Source organism: Psychrobacter sp. bablab_jr014 (genome assembly GCF_016464015.1).
Lineage (GTDB): Bacteria > Pseudomonadota > Gammaproteobacteria > Pseudomonadales > Moraxellaceae > Psychrobacter.
In genome coordinates, this window is sequence record NZ_JACDXT010000012.1 from 38,343 (window position 1) to 54,255 (window position 15,913).

14 protein-coding genes are annotated in these 15,913 nt (G+C 47.7%); 8 read left to right on the plus strand and 6 right to left on the minus strand.

The annotated features are described in order from the left end of the window. Positions 1-11: 11 nt before the first annotated feature. Positions 12-2,240 carry an NADP-dependent isocitrate dehydrogenase gene (locus tag JIE71_RS03520; protein ID WP_199507352.1) on the minus strand — a complete coding sequence of 743 codons (2,229 nt, stop codon included), beginning with the start codon at positions 2,238-2,240 and terminating at the stop codon, positions 12-14. Between the two features lie 439 nt (positions 2,241-2,679). Here JIE71_RS03520 and JIE71_RS03525 point away from each other — a divergent pair, with 439 nt between their 5' ends. Together JIE71_RS03525 and JIE71_RS03530 are read left to right on the plus strand one after the other, a co-directional pair. Next, entirely contained in the window at positions 2,680-3,984 is a 1,305-nt protein-coding gene (locus JIE71_RS03525) for a GNAT family N-acetyltransferase (protein WP_199507353.1), read from the plus strand. Positions 3,985-4,154: 170 nt separating this feature from the next. Beyond that, positions 4,155-4,664, plus strand: coding sequence for a chorismate--pyruvate lyase family protein (locus JIE71_RS03530; RefSeq protein ID WP_199507354.1), 510 nt, complete (start codon positions 4,155-4,157; stop codon positions 4,662-4,664). A 73-nt stretch (positions 4,665-4,737) separates the two neighbouring features. On the opposite strand, the gene JIE71_RS03535 is transcribed toward JIE71_RS03530, so the two are convergent. Next, the gene (locus JIE71_RS03535) at positions 4,738-5,844 is read right to left on the minus strand and encodes an RNA-guided endonuclease InsQ/TnpB family protein (protein ID WP_199507355.1); all 1,107 of its coding nucleotides are present in this window, start codon (positions 5,842-5,844) and stop codon (positions 4,738-4,740) included. Positions 5,845-6,191: 347 nt separating this feature from the next. Between JIE71_RS03535 and glyA the strand changes: the two genes are divergently transcribed. Next, positions 6,192-7,448 (plus strand): serine hydroxymethyltransferase, encoded by a 1,257-nt coding sequence (glyA, locus tag JIE71_RS03540; RefSeq protein WP_199507356.1) that lies wholly within the window; start codon positions 6,192-6,194, stop codon positions 7,446-7,448. Between the two features lie 110 nt (positions 7,449-7,558). Here the strand turns inward: glyA and JIE71_RS03545 are convergent, their stop codons facing one another. The 3 genes from JIE71_RS03545 to JIE71_RS03555 form a co-directional block, all read right to left on the minus strand. Continuing rightward, on the minus strand, positions 7,559-8,833 hold the full coding sequence (locus tag JIE71_RS03545; protein ID WP_199507357.1) for a sodium/glutamate symporter: 1,275 nt from the start codon (positions 8,831-8,833) through the stop codon (positions 7,559-7,561). 226 nt (positions 8,834-9,059) lie between these two features. Then, entirely contained in the window at positions 9,060-9,755 is a 696-nt protein-coding gene (locus JIE71_RS03550; RefSeq protein ID WP_199507358.1) for a ZIP family metal transporter, read from the minus strand. 208 nt (positions 9,756-9,963) lie between these two features. Continuing rightward, positions 9,964-11,262 carry a glutamate-5-semialdehyde dehydrogenase gene (locus tag JIE71_RS03555; protein WP_199507359.1) on the minus strand — a complete coding sequence of 433 codons (1,299 nt, stop codon included), beginning with the start codon at positions 11,260-11,262 and terminating at the stop codon, positions 9,964-9,966. 542 nt (positions 11,263-11,804) lie between these two features. Here JIE71_RS03555 and JIE71_RS03560 point away from each other — a divergent pair. Further along, positions 11,805-12,155, plus strand: a complete 351-nt coding sequence (locus JIE71_RS03560) for a hypothetical protein (protein WP_199507360.1) — start codon at positions 11,805-11,807, stop codon at positions 12,153-12,155. Between the two features lie 120 nt (positions 12,156-12,275). Here the strand turns inward: JIE71_RS03560 and JIE71_RS03565 are convergent, their stop codons facing one another. Next, positions 12,276-12,644: a MerR family transcriptional regulator gene (locus tag JIE71_RS03565; RefSeq protein WP_199507361.1), complete on the minus strand. Its 369-nt coding sequence runs from the start codon at positions 12,642-12,644 to the stop codon at positions 12,276-12,278. Positions 12,645-12,729: 85 nt separating this feature from the next. Between JIE71_RS03565 and JIE71_RS03570 the strand changes: the two genes are divergently transcribed. The 4 genes from JIE71_RS03570 to JIE71_RS03585 all read left to right on the plus strand — a co-directional run bounded on the left by JIE71_RS03570 (position 12,730) and on the right by JIE71_RS03585 (position 15,867). Further along, a complete protein-coding gene (locus JIE71_RS03570; RefSeq protein ID WP_228284534.1) occupies positions 12,730-13,620 on the plus strand; it encodes an alpha/beta fold hydrolase in 891 nt (296 codons plus the stop codon). Beyond that, positions 13,613-13,996, plus strand: a complete 384-nt coding sequence (locus JIE71_RS03575; protein WP_228284522.1) for a hypothetical protein — start codon at positions 13,613-13,615, stop codon at positions 13,994-13,996. Before JIE71_RS03570 ends, JIE71_RS03575 begins: the two co-directional genes overlap by 8 nt. Positions 13,997-14,013: 17 nt before the next feature. Next, positions 14,014-14,538 carry a PaaI family thioesterase gene (locus tag JIE71_RS03580; protein ID WP_199507363.1) on the plus strand — a complete coding sequence of 175 codons (525 nt, stop codon included), beginning with the start codon at positions 14,014-14,016 and terminating at the stop codon, positions 14,536-14,538. A 96-nt stretch (positions 14,539-14,634) separates the two neighbouring features. Next, positions 14,635-15,867 (plus strand): acyl-CoA desaturase, encoded by a 1,233-nt coding sequence (locus JIE71_RS03585; RefSeq protein ID WP_228284523.1) that lies wholly within the window; start codon positions 14,635-14,637, stop codon positions 15,865-15,867. Positions 15,868-15,913 lie beyond the last annotated feature (46 nt).

Genomic DNA, 15,913 nt, shown 5'->3' on the forward strand with positions numbered 1-15,913 from the left:
TTGGGCTAAAATTACGCGGCGTTTAGTGAGGCAATCGCATCATTAAATAGGCTGCTTGGGCGCATGACTTTTGACGCAGCTTCTTCATCGGCGTAGTAGTAGCCTTGGATATCAACTGAATTGCCTTGAGCGTTGTTTAGCTCATTGATGATAGCGTCTTCGTTGTCACGCAGCTGCTTGGCAAATGGTGTGAATAGCGCTTTTAGCTCGGCATCTTCATCTTGTGCGGCCAGTGCTTCTGCCCAGTACAACGCCAAGTAAAAGTGGCTGCCACGGTTGTCAATCTCGCCTGTCTTGCGTGATGGCGATTTGTCATTGGTCAGTAGCTGCTCAGTCGCTGTATCTAGCGTGTCAGCAAGGATTTGCGCTTTTGGATTGTTGTCGTTTTTCGCTAGGTGCTCAAGCGATACGGTCAATGCCAAGAACTCACCGAGTGAATCCCAACGCAAGTGGTTTTCTTCTACCAACTGCTGTACGTGTTTTGGTGCAGAGCCACCCGCGCCCGTCTCAAACAAGCCGCCGCCCTTCATTAGTGGGACAATCGACAACATCTTGGCACTGGTGCCCAGCTCAAGGATTGGGAATAGGTCGGTCAAGTAATCGCGCAAGATGTTACCCGTCGCTGAGATGGTGTCCAGACCACGTGCCACGCGCTCTAGGGTGTAACGCATCGCACGTACTTGCGACATAATTTCAATGTGTAGGCCTGAGGTGTCGTGATCTTTTAGGTACATTTTGACTTTCTTGATCAGCTCATTCTCGTGCGGACGGTATGGGTCGAGCCAGAAGATAACGGGGGTGTCTGACTCACGCGCACGGCGGACAGCCAGCTTGACCCAATCTTGAATCGGCGCGTCTTTGGTCTGACACATGCGCCAGATGTCACCCTTTTCAACGTGCTGCTCAAGCAAGACTTCGTCAGTATCGTTATCAACGATACGCGCCATACCTGCATCGCTAGATTCAAAGGTCTTGTCGTGCGAGCCGTATTCTTCTGCCTTTTGCGCCATTAAGCCGACGTTGGGTACAGTGCCCATAGTGGTTGGATCAAAGTTGCCATGCCATTTACAGAAGTTGATCATCTCTTGGTAAATACGCGCAAAGGTAGACTCAGGCATGACCGCTTTACAATCTGCCAATTTGCCGTCTGAATCCCACATCTTGCCGCCGCTACGAATCATCGCTGGCATTGAGGCATCAACGATAACGTCGCTTGGCGAGTGGAAGTTGGTGATGCCTTTGGCTGAATCAACCATCGCTAGGCGTGGGCGATGCTCTTGGCACGCGTGCAAGTCTTCAATAATTTCTTCACGCTGAGATGTGGGTAGCGCGTTGATTTTGTCATATAGGTCGGCCATGCCGTTGTTGACGTTGACGCCCAGCTCATCAAAGGTCGCGCCGTGTTTGGCAAACGCGTCTTTATAATAGGTTCTGACCGCGTGACCAAAAACGATAGGGTGCGAGACTTTCATCATGGTCGCTTTGACATGCAATGAGAACAAAATACCTGCTTCGCGGCAGTCTTCCATCTCACGCTCATAGAATTCAAGCAATGATTTTTTGCTCATAAACATCAGGTCGATGACTTCTTTGTCTTGCAGCTTGAGCTCAGGTTTTAAGACTTTGGTGTCGCCTGCGTCCGTGACCAGCTCCATACGCACATTGCGCGCTTTGTCTAAGGTGATTGATTGCTCACCGCTATAAAAGTCGCCTTCGTGCATGTGCGATACGTGCGTGCTTGACCACTGTTTCCACTCACCCATAGAGTGCGGGTGTTTTTTGGCGAAGTTCTTAACCGCTTTGGGTGCGCGGCGGTCTGAGTTGCCTTCACGCAGTACAGGGTTGACCGCACTGCCAAGTGCCTTACCATAGCGCTTACGGATTTCTTTTTCTTCTTCGGTTTGTGGGTCTTCTGGGAAGTTGGGGATGGCGTAGCCTTTGCTTTGTAGCTCTTTAATACAGGCCTTTAGCTGCTGTACTGAAGCACTGATGTTCGGCAGTTTGATGATGTTGGCATTGGGGTCTTGAGTCAGACGGCCCAGTGCTGCCAAGTTATCAGGCACTTGCTGGTCTTCTTCTAGATAGTCGGGAAAGGCGGCCAAAACGCGAGCGGCAACAGAGATATCAGAGGTCTCAATGTCAATGCCTGCGGTGTGCGTAAAGGCTTGGACAATCGGTAAAAATGATAAAGTAGCCAGCGCTGGAGCTTCGTCAGTTTTTGTATAAATAATCTTGGACATATAAGCTCTTCCTTGTTTGTCAGTTGTCTTGCTCATGGCGGCATACGGATATGTACGCCTAAATTCTGTTTTGCAAAATGCGCGATTATTTTAGCAGCCATCGACATAAATATCATCCGCCAGCGTGTTGGTGATTGATGACAGAAGTACCGATATGCTACCAATAAGGCATAAAAAAGGGGCAAAATACGCTACTATATCGTTACGCATATAATGAAAATAAGCGTTCGCTATACCCAATTATTCATATATATGTTTATACGTATAAAAAAATGGCGTTGCGAAAAACATTATGATGATAAAAATAGACCGACTGTCTTTGCAAATTGTGACAGCAAGTACAGGTAGATTTGGTTAGGCTAAAGACAGTTTATGACGCTGTGAATAGCGTAGTGAGTACTTTATTTTAGACCTTTATCTTTAGCAAACCGTGAGCATTATGAGCATACAATACGCGCTACGAAACGATACCGATTGGCACACCGAAACCGCATGGCAAGTGCCCGACACGCCCTTTATGTCGTTTGCCTTTTGGCAAGCGCTTGAGGATACAGGCGCTATCGGCGAAGACGCAGGCTGGCTGCCGATTTATATTGCGCTGTATGAGACGGACAATGAGGCAGCAGAGGCAGCAGACAAGGCGGATAAGACGCTGCTTGCGGTGCTGCCTGTGTTTATCAAAGGGCACCATCACGGCGAGTTTGTGTTTGATTATCAATGGGCAGAGGCCTACGCGCATTATGGCCTCGACTATTATCCGCGCCTTGTGACCTCGGTGCCGTATACACCGATTACGGGGATGCGCTTTTGGCTGCGTGAGAGCGTAACGCTGGATGCAGAGTTGGTCACGGCAGCAGTGGCGGCGATAGACGATATCGCGCGGCAAACGGGCGCGTCAGGCTGGCATGGTCTGTTCGTGCGTCGCGCGCTGGCTCAGCTGGCAGGTCAGTTATTTAGCTATAAAGACGTCAGCACGGCTGCGCCCAATATTAAGCTTGCGCATATTGACGCCAATCTGCCGATACTTGAGCGCCAAGGCTGTCAGTTTTTATGGCACAATTATCAGCGTGACACCGAGCAGCCCTTTAGCGATTTTGACGACTTTTTGCAAACCTTGACCGCCAAAAAGCGCAAAACCATCCGCGCTGAGCGTCGAAAAGTGGCAAATGCGGGCATCACTTGTGTGCGTAAGTGCGGCGCGGACATCACGCACGAGGATTGGCAGATTTTTTATCAATGCTATGTGATGACCTATGCCGAGCGCGGGCAGCGTCCGTATTTGAGCCAAGCGTTTTTTATGCAGCTGGCAACTACTATGAGCGCGCATCTAATGCTCGCGCAAGCGCTGGATGCGACAGGGCAGGTGGTGGCGAGCAGTCTGTTCCTTTATGATACCGCTGAGACGGCGGGTGATGTGTCCAGCCTCTATGGGCGCTATTGGGGGTCGCTCGCGCATTACGACAGTTTGCATTTTGAGCTGTGCTATTATCAAGGCATTGAGTTTGCTATCGAGCGCAGGCTACAGGCGTTTGACCCTGGTACGCAAGGTGAGCACAAGCTGATACGCGGCTTTGTGCCGACGCGCACCCATTCGTTGCACCGTATGTATGATGTGCGTTTTGTACCTGCGCTGGCGCAATTTTGTGCCAAAGACCGCGCGCATATGCAAGCCTATCGGCGCGAGGCGCACGCGGCATTGCCGTTTAATATCCATCATACGCCGCCCATTGAAGACGCTTTGTGATGCGGTGGCGCGGGTATTAAATGAAAACGTTGTAAAAATAGCGTTTGATCGAGCGTGTTTCTTATGTGGTATCCATTTTATTTAGGTTCTACTATCGTTTAACGTACCTATAAAAAGTGGCGTTGACCACAGGTTTTGATTTTTTGGTTTTGTCCGTTTTGGGTGCTTGCATGTCGTTATCTTTTACCTCGCGCGCTGACAATCAGCCGCCTGATTATTTGCTGCCGTGGCTAAATACAGACGGCTCGCTCACCGCAATGATAGAAGCCTTGTCAGGGCAACCGCTGCGGGTTGAGCGCCGCTTTGAAGGCTATCGTGCGCTAACGTTTGCTGAAAAAAAACAGCTGTGCCCACAAGGAACGTGGCATCAGCCGCAGCTGGCGTGGGTGCGTGAGAGCTATCTGTACGGCGATGCCGACACGCCGTGGGTCGCGGCAAAAAGTATCTTTCCACTACCTAGTTTGCAAGGGGATGCCAAACGTCTCCAGCATTTAAAAGGTGTACCGATTGGTTATGTCTTATTCAAAAATAAGCGTGAGCTGCCCAATCAGCGCAATATTTGTCTAATCGATTTGGGCTGGCAACGGCAAACGCGCTATGACTGGTACGGGCGAAAATTGCTGATTAGCGAGACTTTTTTAGAGGCGTTTATTAACCGTGTGCGTCCTCACTCTGACTGAGTATTTCGTAAACCTCTTGACTTCCTCCCCTCCCTAAAATGAGGGGATTCCCTCACTTTGCATAGCAACATTGCTATTGGGTGGCGATTTCTCCAGCGAGACGGTCAAGCCCGACCGCAAGAATGTTCTTACTGGCATTGATATCTCTATCATGCCGTGTGCCACACCCAGCACAAGTCCATTCTCTTATTCCAAGACCTGCTCTACCTTTCGGACTGTTGCTATCTATCTGCTTGCAACACGAGCAAGTCTGGGTAGTGTAACTCTCATTCACAATTTTAAAACGGCAACTTGCGTTCTCGCATTTGTAGGTCAGTTGCCGTTTGAGTTCAAACCAACCAGCGTCATAAGTTGATTTAGCCAGTTTGGTTTTTTTGCTCGTGAATGAGTGTGATTTAACGTCACCGACCACAATCAAAGCGTTTTGCTTAATAAGATTGGTGGTGAATTTGTGTATTAAGTCTTGGCGTGTGTTTTTAATCTTGGCATGAATAGCCTTTGCACGCTTTTTGTTCTTGGCTCTTTGAGCAATCGCTAGCTTCTTTGGCCATTTTTGCGTTTGTTTAATTTGTAACTTGTCGCCGTTTGAAGTGATGGCAGACTCTTTTAAGCCTAAGTCAATGCCAACGCTATCAATACCGCAGATTTGTTTTGGAAACTCCTTGACGGTGATACAGGCATACCATCGGTTACGGCTATCTTGGACGATTTGTAGGGTGTTAATTTGGTATAAGCTAAGGTTGTAGCTGTCCCATAGGTCTATGGTTAGCTTTTGTCCTTTGGCTAGGGATAGCTGTAGGGTAGATTTAAGTGCTTTTTTACCACTTTGACGTGTGGCTAAATGTTTGACGGCAGATTTTTTAAAGGGTATCCAGCCTAGACTTTTGCGTTTAGCATCGGGTCGATTAGTTCGCCAGTTTAGTTTAGCCTTTTTAAATTGTTTTCGGTTTTTGGCATGGGTTTCGTTGACGGCTTGAATGGTTTGTGAGTGTAACCCCAGTAATTCGCCGCTACCTTTAGTGTACTCGTTAAGGTCATAAGCTGAAAAAAACTTGCCTGTTCGTTTTAGGTACTTGTAACTCAAGTCATTGACGTAGTTCCACACGAAATTAACCGAACCGCTTAGGCGGTTTAGTTGGTCTGTGTGTTTATCTCGTATGCGTAGCTTGAGGGTTTTCATGGGGTTAGTTTATACTGCCATTATTCTTTGTTCAACATTTGTCTACTAAATATCATCTATGGATAAGCGTGGTTATGAAGTTGACTTATATCCACCGCCTAAAGTCGGTGGTTTTACGGCAACGGAAGATAAAATGCAACGCAAAGCTGTCAGACAGAGGGTTTTCTTGTCGTATAGACCAAAAGCAGGCGCTATTTTGCATTTTTAGCCCCGCTTTTCATGTTACACTTGCCTAACTTAAATGGCTGCTGGGTAGCAGGCTTTGCTACGTGATAACGGCAGCGGTACGTTCCCGCAATTCATGCAACTTTCTCCTTTTGCTAACCGTCACTATATAGGACATCGATATGTTTAAAGATATTTCTATCCAAGAATTTGACCCAGCACTTGCCGAAGCTATGGCGGCCGAAAGCGCACGTCAAGAAAGCCACATCGAACTGATTGCTTCAGAAAACTATTGCTCACAAACAGTGATGCAAGCACAAGGCAGCGACTTGACCAACAAATACGCAGAAGGCTATCCAGGCAAGCGTTACTACGGTGGCTGTGAGCATGTCGATATCGTTGAGCAATTGGCCATCGACCGCGCAAAAGAATTGTTTGGCGCAGCGTACGCAAACGTCCAGCCACACTCAGGCAGCCAAGCCAACTCAGCCGTATTCCTAGCATTACTTGAGCCAAACGACACCGTACTTGGCATGAGCCTAGACGCAGGCGGTCACTTGACGCATGGCGCGCACGTGAACTTTTCAGGCATCAACTACAAAGCCGTACAGTATGGCCTAAGTGACGAGACAGGCGAGATTAACTACGAAGAAGTCGAGCGTCTGGCGCGTGAAAACAAACCAAAAATGATTATCGCTGGCTTCTCAGCGTACTCACAAGTGGTCGATTGGGCACGTTTCCGTGCTATCGCTGACGAAGTGGGCGCATATTTGATGGTCGATATGGCACACGTGGCAGGTTTGGTCGCAGCTGGTGTTTACCCAAGCCCAGTACCATTCGCAGACGTGGTCACCACCACCACGCACAAAACTCTACGTGGCCCACGTTCAGGCCTCATCATCTCACGTGACGAAGTGCTTGCTAAAAAGCTAAATTCAGCGGTATTCCCAGGCAACCAAGGTGGCCCACTCGTACACGTTATCGCGGCTAAAGCGGTTTGCTTTAAAGAAGCGCTAGAAGACAACTTCAAAGCCTACCAGCAGCAAGTGGTCAAAAACGCTAAGGCGATGGCAGAAGTCATCCAAGAGCGCGGCTATGAAATCGTCTCAGGTGGCACTGAAAACCATCTGATGCTGATCAGCCTAATCAAGCAAGAAATGACGGGTAAAGAAGCGGACAAGTGGTTGGGTGATGCGTACATCACTGTTAACAAAAACGCGGTACCAAACGATCCAAAATCACCATTCGTAACCTCTGGTATCCGTATCGGTACGCCAGCAATCACGACTCGCGGCTTCAATGAAGACGACGTGAAAGAACTGGCAGGCTGGATGTGTGACGTACTAGACAGCCGTGGCGATGAAACCGTCATCGCTGAAACGCGTGAAAAAGTAAAAGCCATCTGCGCGAAAAAGCCAGTGTATACCAAAAATCAGTAAGCATTGATTAACGCATAACGGTCGGGCAGGTGGCTTATGTCATCCTGTCCAAACTAAAAAACCGCCTATAAAGGGCGGTTTTTTTATATTTACCATTATAAAAGCGAATCTTACATAAACGGCAACTGCGTAAAGATTTGCAGCACGGTCGCATTGACGATATCCACAAAGAACGCGCCGACCATCGGCACAATCAAAAATGCCTTACTCGATGGCAGATAGCGGTCAGTCACCGCCTGCATATTGGCAATCGCTGTTGGGGTTGCGCCCATACCAAAGCCGCAATGACCTGCCGCCAGTACCGCCGCATCATAGTCTTTACCCATGATTCGAAAGGTCACTAAATACACATAAATGACCATGACCAACGTCTGGACGAGCAAAATGCCCAGCACAGGCAATGCAAGCCCTGTCAGTTGCCACAGCTGCAAAGACAATAGCGCCATTGCCAAAAACAGGCTGAGCGACGCATTACCAATCACATCGATAGCGCGGTCGAACATCTCAAAGTTAAATACCAAGGTTAATGTATTGCGGATAATGACGCCGCCTGCCAGCGCCCATACGAAGGTCGGCAGCTCAAACCATGTGCCTTCGGCGACCATCGTCATCAGCTCAGCAAAGGCCAGTGCCCCTGCGAATAAGGCCAACGACTCGATGGTCGAAGAGGCGGTAATCAAACGAATATTGTCAGGCTTGGCGAACATCTCCTTGGTTTCGTGCGCTTCATCTTCGTTGTGCTTGGTGCTGTATAGCGACTGCTCGCTGGCGAGTTTTTCGACCTCGCTGGGGTTGGGATTGTCCGTGCTCGGTTTGATACCCATGCCATTAATCAGTTTGCGCGCGACAGGGCCACCGATAACCCCACCTGCGACCAAACCATACGTTGCCACAGCGATACCCAGCGTGGTTGCGCCCGCCACGCCGTATTGTTCCTCAAGCGTAATGCCCCAAGCGCCCGCTGTACCATGACCGCCTGTCAATGCAATCGAGCCTGTCACTAAGCCCAGCATTGGATCAAGACCAATCATCTTGGCCATGGCCACCCCAACGGTATCTTGGAGGATAATAAACACCGAAACCACAACGGTAAAAATAAGCAGCGGTGTACCGCCCGCTTTTAAACGGCTAAAGTCCGCACTCAAACCGATAGAGGCAAAAAACATCAACATACATGCTGTTTGTAGTCCTTGATGAAAATCAAAACTGTATCCCCAAAAGAAATTGAGCGCATAAACCACAATCGCAGCGACCAAGCCGCCCGCCACGGGTTCAGGGATATTAAAGTTTTCTAAGAATTTGATATTCTTAACCAAAAAGCGTCCCAGCAGCAGTACCAGAGTTGCCAATATCAAGGTGTAATAACCGTTTAAGGTCACTTCCATAACACTATCCTTTCTGTATTACTTAGTTCACATTCTGTTGTCGATAGTCTATTTCACTATTTAGTCATCACTATCAGCAACAAAACTTTTATAAAAAAACGCCAGCATGTTAACTGGCGTTTTCAAACTTGTTTACTATCAATAAGACCATTTGCCCTTGTTTATACGTGATTATTTATACCACGTTGGTGTGTATCATGAATTATGACAAACACATAAAGTGTCACTAGCCCAGTTGGTGCAGTCCAAAGGCCATTATCAAACCAATGGCCGTGCTGATGCCTGCCCAATGGTTGCCGCGTTTAAAGGCAGAAGGGAACACTTCGGTCGCAAGAGAGGCAATCACTGCCCCTGCTGCCAAGCAATCAATAATGCTAATCACATTGTCCGACACGTCTTTGAGCAGCACTTTACCTGCAATAGCCGACGCTGACAATAGCACCGCCGCACCAATCCACAGCATCAAGATACGTTTGTGGCTGTTGCCGTCTTCCTTCATTTGCTTGGCGCCGCCTGCGGCTTCGGGCAAGTTGGACAATAAAATAGAGCCCGCAAGTGCGGCAACCTGCATGGCGTCGCTACTGATAAGGGCGACTCCAAGCGCCAAGTTTTCAGGCACCCCATCTAGCGTAATGGCGGCAAGTAAGCCTGCGCCGCCTTTGTTTTGCATCTTTTCATCAATCAGATAATCAACGCTGGTAAAAACAATCGCACCAAGCAACGTAAAAACAGCGGTGGTCATAAGCCCGCTATCTTGGATGGCGGGCTGCACCAACTCAATCACAATAGAAATCATCAGCGCGCCGCCAGCAAGGGCGAGTAAGTTGCCTTGTAACCAATCGGGCATATAGCCGTAAAGGCCCCAAAGCGCACCAATAATCAGCGCGCCTGAAACCACCAAAATCACAGCAAATACGAGCATACACATCCCTTTTTATTATGGTTTGTTGTCTGCGCGTGCCATTGTAAGGCGCTGATAGGCGCACCGTGTATGGACTGCGTAAATATTGCATTACGCACTGATGAAAAGTAGTGATATAACAGCAAACCCTTGGCACAGCACGAGAAAAATCACCATAAAAAAATACCAGCGGGCGGGCTGGTATTTTGGCTATCACACTCTTTAGCGGTTAGGCACGCGTTTCGCCATGACCGTAGACAATCCATTTTTGTGACGTTAAACCCTCAAGGCCAACAGGGCCACGCGCATGAATTTTATCGGTAGAGATACCAATCTCTGCACCCAAACCGTATTCAAAGCCGTCGGCAAAACGGCTAGAGGCGTTAATCATCACGCTGGCTGAATCCACCTCGCGGATAAACTGCTGCGACTTGCTGTAATTGTCGGTGATAATCACATCGGTATGCTGACTGCCATGCGTATTGATATGCTCAATCGCTGCGTCAATACCATCGACCACTTTCACTGCCAAGATAGGCGCGAGATATTCGGTGTCCCAGTCTTCATCCGTTGCCGCAGACAGATGACCGTCTAGAGCCGCGACATCTGCTAAGATGCTTTGAGCGGTGTCATCCACGCGCAGCTGCATAGCATCATCGGCCTCAACAATCGCAGTGGCAATCTTTGGCAATAAGTCTTTGGCGATTGGCGCATCGATGAGTAGGGTTTCCATAGTATTACACGTGCCATAGCGATGCGTTTTGGCATTCACACTGACTTTGATGGCGATGTCAGCATCAGCGTCACGGTCAATAAAGGTGTGACAGTTGCCGTCCAAGTGCTTAATCACAGGCACGCGCGCGTCATTGCTGATACGCTCAATCAGACCCTTGCCACCACGCGGGACAATCACGTCGACATAGTCAGTCATGGTAATCAGCTCGCCCACCGCGGCGCGATCGGTGGTCTGTAATACCTGTACGCTGTGCTCAGACAGACCTGCTTTTTTTAGACCTTGATAGATACATTTGGCAATGGCTTGATTGGACTCAAAAGCTTCTGAGCCGCCACGCAATATGATAGCGTTGCCTGACTTAAGCGCTAGTGACGCTGCCTCTAGCGTGACGTTGGGGCGCGATTCATAAATCATGCCGACCACGCCAAGCGGCACGCGCATTTTGCCCAAATGAATGCCTGAGGGGCGATAGGTCATGTCGGTCACTTCGCCAATAGGGTCAGGTAGGGCGGCAACGTCTTTTAAACCTTGTAACATGCCATCAAAGCGCGCATCGGTCAGCTCAAGGCGATCGAGGAGGGCAGCGTCGAGGTCATTGTTGTGACCCTTATCCATGTCTTTTTTATTGGCGGTTAAGATGTCGTCTTTAGCGCTGACTAACGCGTCATGGATGGCGAGCAGCGCATCGTTTTTTTTGCCTGTGTTGGCAGCGGCTAGGATACGCGAGGCTTGGCGCGCTTGTTTGCCAACGGTCTGCATGTAGGTGGTAATATCAGTGGTGTCTTGACTCATAAAACACAGTCCTTATGTTTGATTGGTTTATAAAGTGAAAATGAATAAGATAAAAAATTAAACAGTGAAAATAGTGCCAAAACAAGGCACAAACAAAAGGGCGAGAGTCCAATGCCGAACCATCACCCTTTTACGGCTATAGGCATCTGTGAATACCCATTTATGGCATTTATTGTCATACACGCGCCGTGTTATGCCTTTTAACATAGAGGATAGCCGTGTAATAGTAAAGGCGAACTTTGTGCCAAAGGGTGTCAGCATGTGTTTGAGTGGTGATGATAGGCTCAACTATTGATAAGTAAGTCATAAAATATAAATGCATAACAAGTGTATAAAAAATGCACTTTATTTATCGTTAAGACTTCATTGTAGTATCGTGACAGCTTTACCTATACTGTGTATCCCAAGTTACGTATCTTGCACAGAGGGCACTTGAAGCATCAACAGAATCTAAGAGCAGACGCCGTATAGTAGAGGTCAAGACGCAGCGCTCAGCGCTTATTTACCATGCTAATTTATAACGATACTAATGAGGTAACACCATGACCACTATTCTAAAAAAAGCCATGCTTACGACGTTTGCCGCCTGTGCGTTGTTTTTAAGTGCTTGTAGCAATAACGCGGAAGAAACCACCGACGCGGCAGCAGACGCGCCTGTACAGCAGCCTGAAGACGATGTCAGTACCACCGATATGGCAGAAGCTCAAGGCAACGATACCGCGATGGCAACCGACAATACCGCAGTTGCGACCGCAGACGGTATGAACTCAACTGACGATATGAACAACATGGACAATATGGATATGAGCAATGACGATGTTGCCGTAGCGACTGCTGATGATACCGCGGTGCTAGACGGTACAGAGTCAGAAGAGCATGTCTCAACGTACTAAAATATCCAATGCTTCTTACAACCCATTAAAAAAGGCAGACCCATCATGTGTCTGCCTTTTTTAATGTCTAATCTTTAGGATTCATATCCGTTATCAGTTATCTCCTTTTGGCAAGAGCCGTTAAGAGACACTGAGTTTTTCTTTATAAGTACACATGCCTTTTAATGCCTCGTCTATAGCTGCCTTCATGTTTAGCAGCTCAGCAATCTTTTTGTCAATTTGCTGGCTTTTTTCCACGAGCTTTTTGCCCATATTGGCTTGACTTAAATTATTGGCATAAAGTAATTGTGTCAATTCTTTAATTTCACTTAGCGTAAATCCCAAGTTTTTGGCCAAAATAATCATATTGAGTTGTTCGACATTTTTATTGTCGTAGTCTCTATAGCCATTTGACAGCCGCGCTGGGGGCGATATCAGACCCTCTCGTTCATAAAAACGAATCGTATCTTTACTTAAGCCTACGGTATCAACCAATGCTTTGATGTTCATAGTGGGGTCTCACAATTAACGCTTGACTGTGGAGTAAGGTCTATAGTTTATAGTAGTCCGCAACTGGCAACAAGGAGGTTGTGTGATGGACTGTATGACAGACATTGAGGTATTGACAAAAGATAGTGTGACCTTGCGTGCGAGGCTATATCGTGCGCGCGATGCTCGTGGCGTCGTCATTATAAATCCAGGCACAGCGACCAAAACGTCGTATTACCTGCCTTTTGCACGCTATCTTAATGCGTATGGGCTGCACGTGATGTTATGGAACTATAGAGGGTTTTGTGACTCTAAACTTGGGGACTTAAAGGGCTGTCAATACCGCTACTCAGACATAGGGCACTATGACATTCCCGCGGTCATAGACAGCGCAAAGCATCTGTTCCCTGATTTGCCGTTATATTGTGTCGGGCACAGTACAGGCGGTCAACAAGTGGGGCTGGCATACAATGCAGAGACACTCGATGCATTGATTGCTGTGGCAGTGTCTGCAGGGTATTTTGATTATATGCCCGCACATTATCGACTTAAAGCCAATTTGTTTTTTCGGGTGTTTGCTCCTGTGAGTAGCAAGATTTTTCATTACGTTCCTGCCAAAAGTTTACATCTCATGGAGGATTTGCCATCGGGCTTTACAGAAGAGTGGGGCGCGTGGTGTAAAGAAAAGCAGCTCTTTTTTTCTGATAAGTTTTATGGCAAGACCATTTCCAAAGACGCATATAAAGATTTTAATGTGCCAACGTTTGTGTTTACGGCGGATGATGATGAGATTTGTACCGAGCGCAATGTGCATAATTTTTGGTGCAATGTGACAGCCAGCCAGCCCATCACTTTCAAGCGCTACCAAACGCAAGGCAGCACAAAGCCTGCGATTGGTCACTTTGGCTATTTTAGAACCAAGAACCGTTATATTTGGAAAGACATTTTAGAGGCGATTGATAAGGTACATTATGGTAAGGCAAGACACTTTGAATAAACGGCTCATCGCAATTGTAGTGCTCAATATTTTTTCGAGCATTCTTCATTATGTACATAATGTGATGTATTTTTCGCACTATCCTGAGCCTGATTGGTTGTCGCCGCAGCTGGTTGATTATTTTTGGTTTTTTATGACCCCTATCGGTATTTATGGTTTGGTATTGGCACTAAAAACCAAAAGAGCCAAAGGCGGTTGGTGGCTGTATGCGTATGCTGCGATGGGGCTGCTCTCTTTATTGCATTACAACATCGAGACCGACAATGTCATGACTGTGACCATGCACAGCTTTATATGGTTTCAAGCCATTGCCGCGTTGATGCTGATTGTGTATGTACAGCGATATTTCAAAAAACAGGCCACACGTAGCACCTAACAGTAAGGGAGATAACCATGACGACAGATGACACGATAGCCCTATGGGAAGCAGAGGAAGCGCGTATTAAAGCAAATCTTGGTGAGGCAGGCGTGGTGTCGCTGTCTGAGGCGACCACGCGCAGCGGTATGGAGATATTTGCCGCGATGTTCTCAGGTGAGCTGCCTCATCCGCCTATCGGGGTGACGCTTGACTGTACGCCCATTCATATGGAGGTAGGCTTAGCCGTCTTTCAGGGACGTCCGCACCTGCATCATTATAACCCCTTAGGCACTGTACACGGCGGCTGGTTTTGCACGCTGTTAGATTCTGCGGTCGGCTGTGCGGTACATACCATGCTACCAGCAGGTAAGACCTATACCACATTAGAAATTAAAGTGAATATCGTCCGTGCATTAACTGTCGCGACGCCTTTGGTGCGCGCTGAGGGCAGGGTCATACATTCAGGTCGCAGAACAGCGACCGCAGAAGGCAAAATTGTGGGGCCTGATGGGAAATTGTATGCGCATGCAACCACGACATGCATTATTTTAGATGTGTGATGGCAGGCGTTAGCGCGTCTAGGGCGTGTCATTAATGTTTGTATCGAAAATTCGGCCTAATCAATAGGCGCTAAGAACAATAGGATAGTGTTTGCTATGCATAAAAAATCTGCTAACAGTCAGTCTGTAGGTGTGGATACTGATATGGACAGTGCAGAGCGTGAGTTTCAAAACGCCGCCATCAACTGGATACCTGCAGCGGTTTTATTGACCACACCGCTTGCGGCAATAGTCATTACGCCTTGGTACTTGATGACGCATCATGTCAGCATGTCTGTGTGGGTCATGTTCATCGCCTTTATGATTTGGACAGGGATGAGCATTACCGCAGGCTATCATCGCCTGCTGTCACACCGTGCTTATCAGGCGCATCCATTGGTCAGAAACTTTTTGTTGCTTGGTGCGACGTTTGCGGTACAGGGCTCTGCGTTTGACTGGGCATCGAGCCACCGTGATCACCACCGATATATTGATGACCCCTTAAAAGATCCCTATTCTGTAAAGCGGGGCTTCTTTTTTAGTCATATTGGTTGGATGCTGCGCAACTATCCCAGTCGTACTCAAGATTTTAAAAACATTCCTGACTTAAAAAGAGATAAGTTATTACAGATTCAGCATAAGTACTATGGCCTATGGGTTTTGGTTACTAATGTGGGTTTGGTTGCGGCACTAGGCTGGCTGTTGGGTGATGTTTGGGGGACACTGGTCTTGGTCGGTCTACTACGGTTTGTACTGACCCATCACTTTACTTTCTTTATCAATTCTTTGTGTCATATGTTCGGCGCGCAGCCATATACCGACACCAATAGCGGACGGGACAATGGCTTTTTGGCTGTCTTTACTTGGGGTGAGGGTTATCATAACTACCATCATTTTTTTCAATATGACTACCGCAATGGGGTCAAATGGTGGCAGTATGACCCAACCAAATGGCTGATTGCCACTTTAGCCGTAGTCGGACTGACCAGTAATTTGCGCAAAGTAGATGACGCTAGCATCAGGCATGCCGAGGTCAGTATGCAGTTTAAACAGGCGCAACAAAAGATTGACCTGCTGGCACGCCATAAGTTTCATTTTTCTCAAACTGTGGAGAACGTGCAAGCACGAGTTCAGGCCGAATATGCCGCATTTACGCAAACAGTAGAAGAATGGCAGGCTTTGAAAATGAAAACGGTTGAGCTAAAAAAGGACGCCTTGGTCGATTGCTTGCATGAGGTGGATAAAAAGCTAAAAGCAGAATATACCAAAATTGAGCGTAAAATTATCGCCCATGAGCATAACTTAAAAACGGTCATGCGCGCTATACGGTCTAAGCCGCAACGCCTATAAACGCGAAAAAATAACCAAAACTGTTTTGTTAACGTAAGGCTTGGCA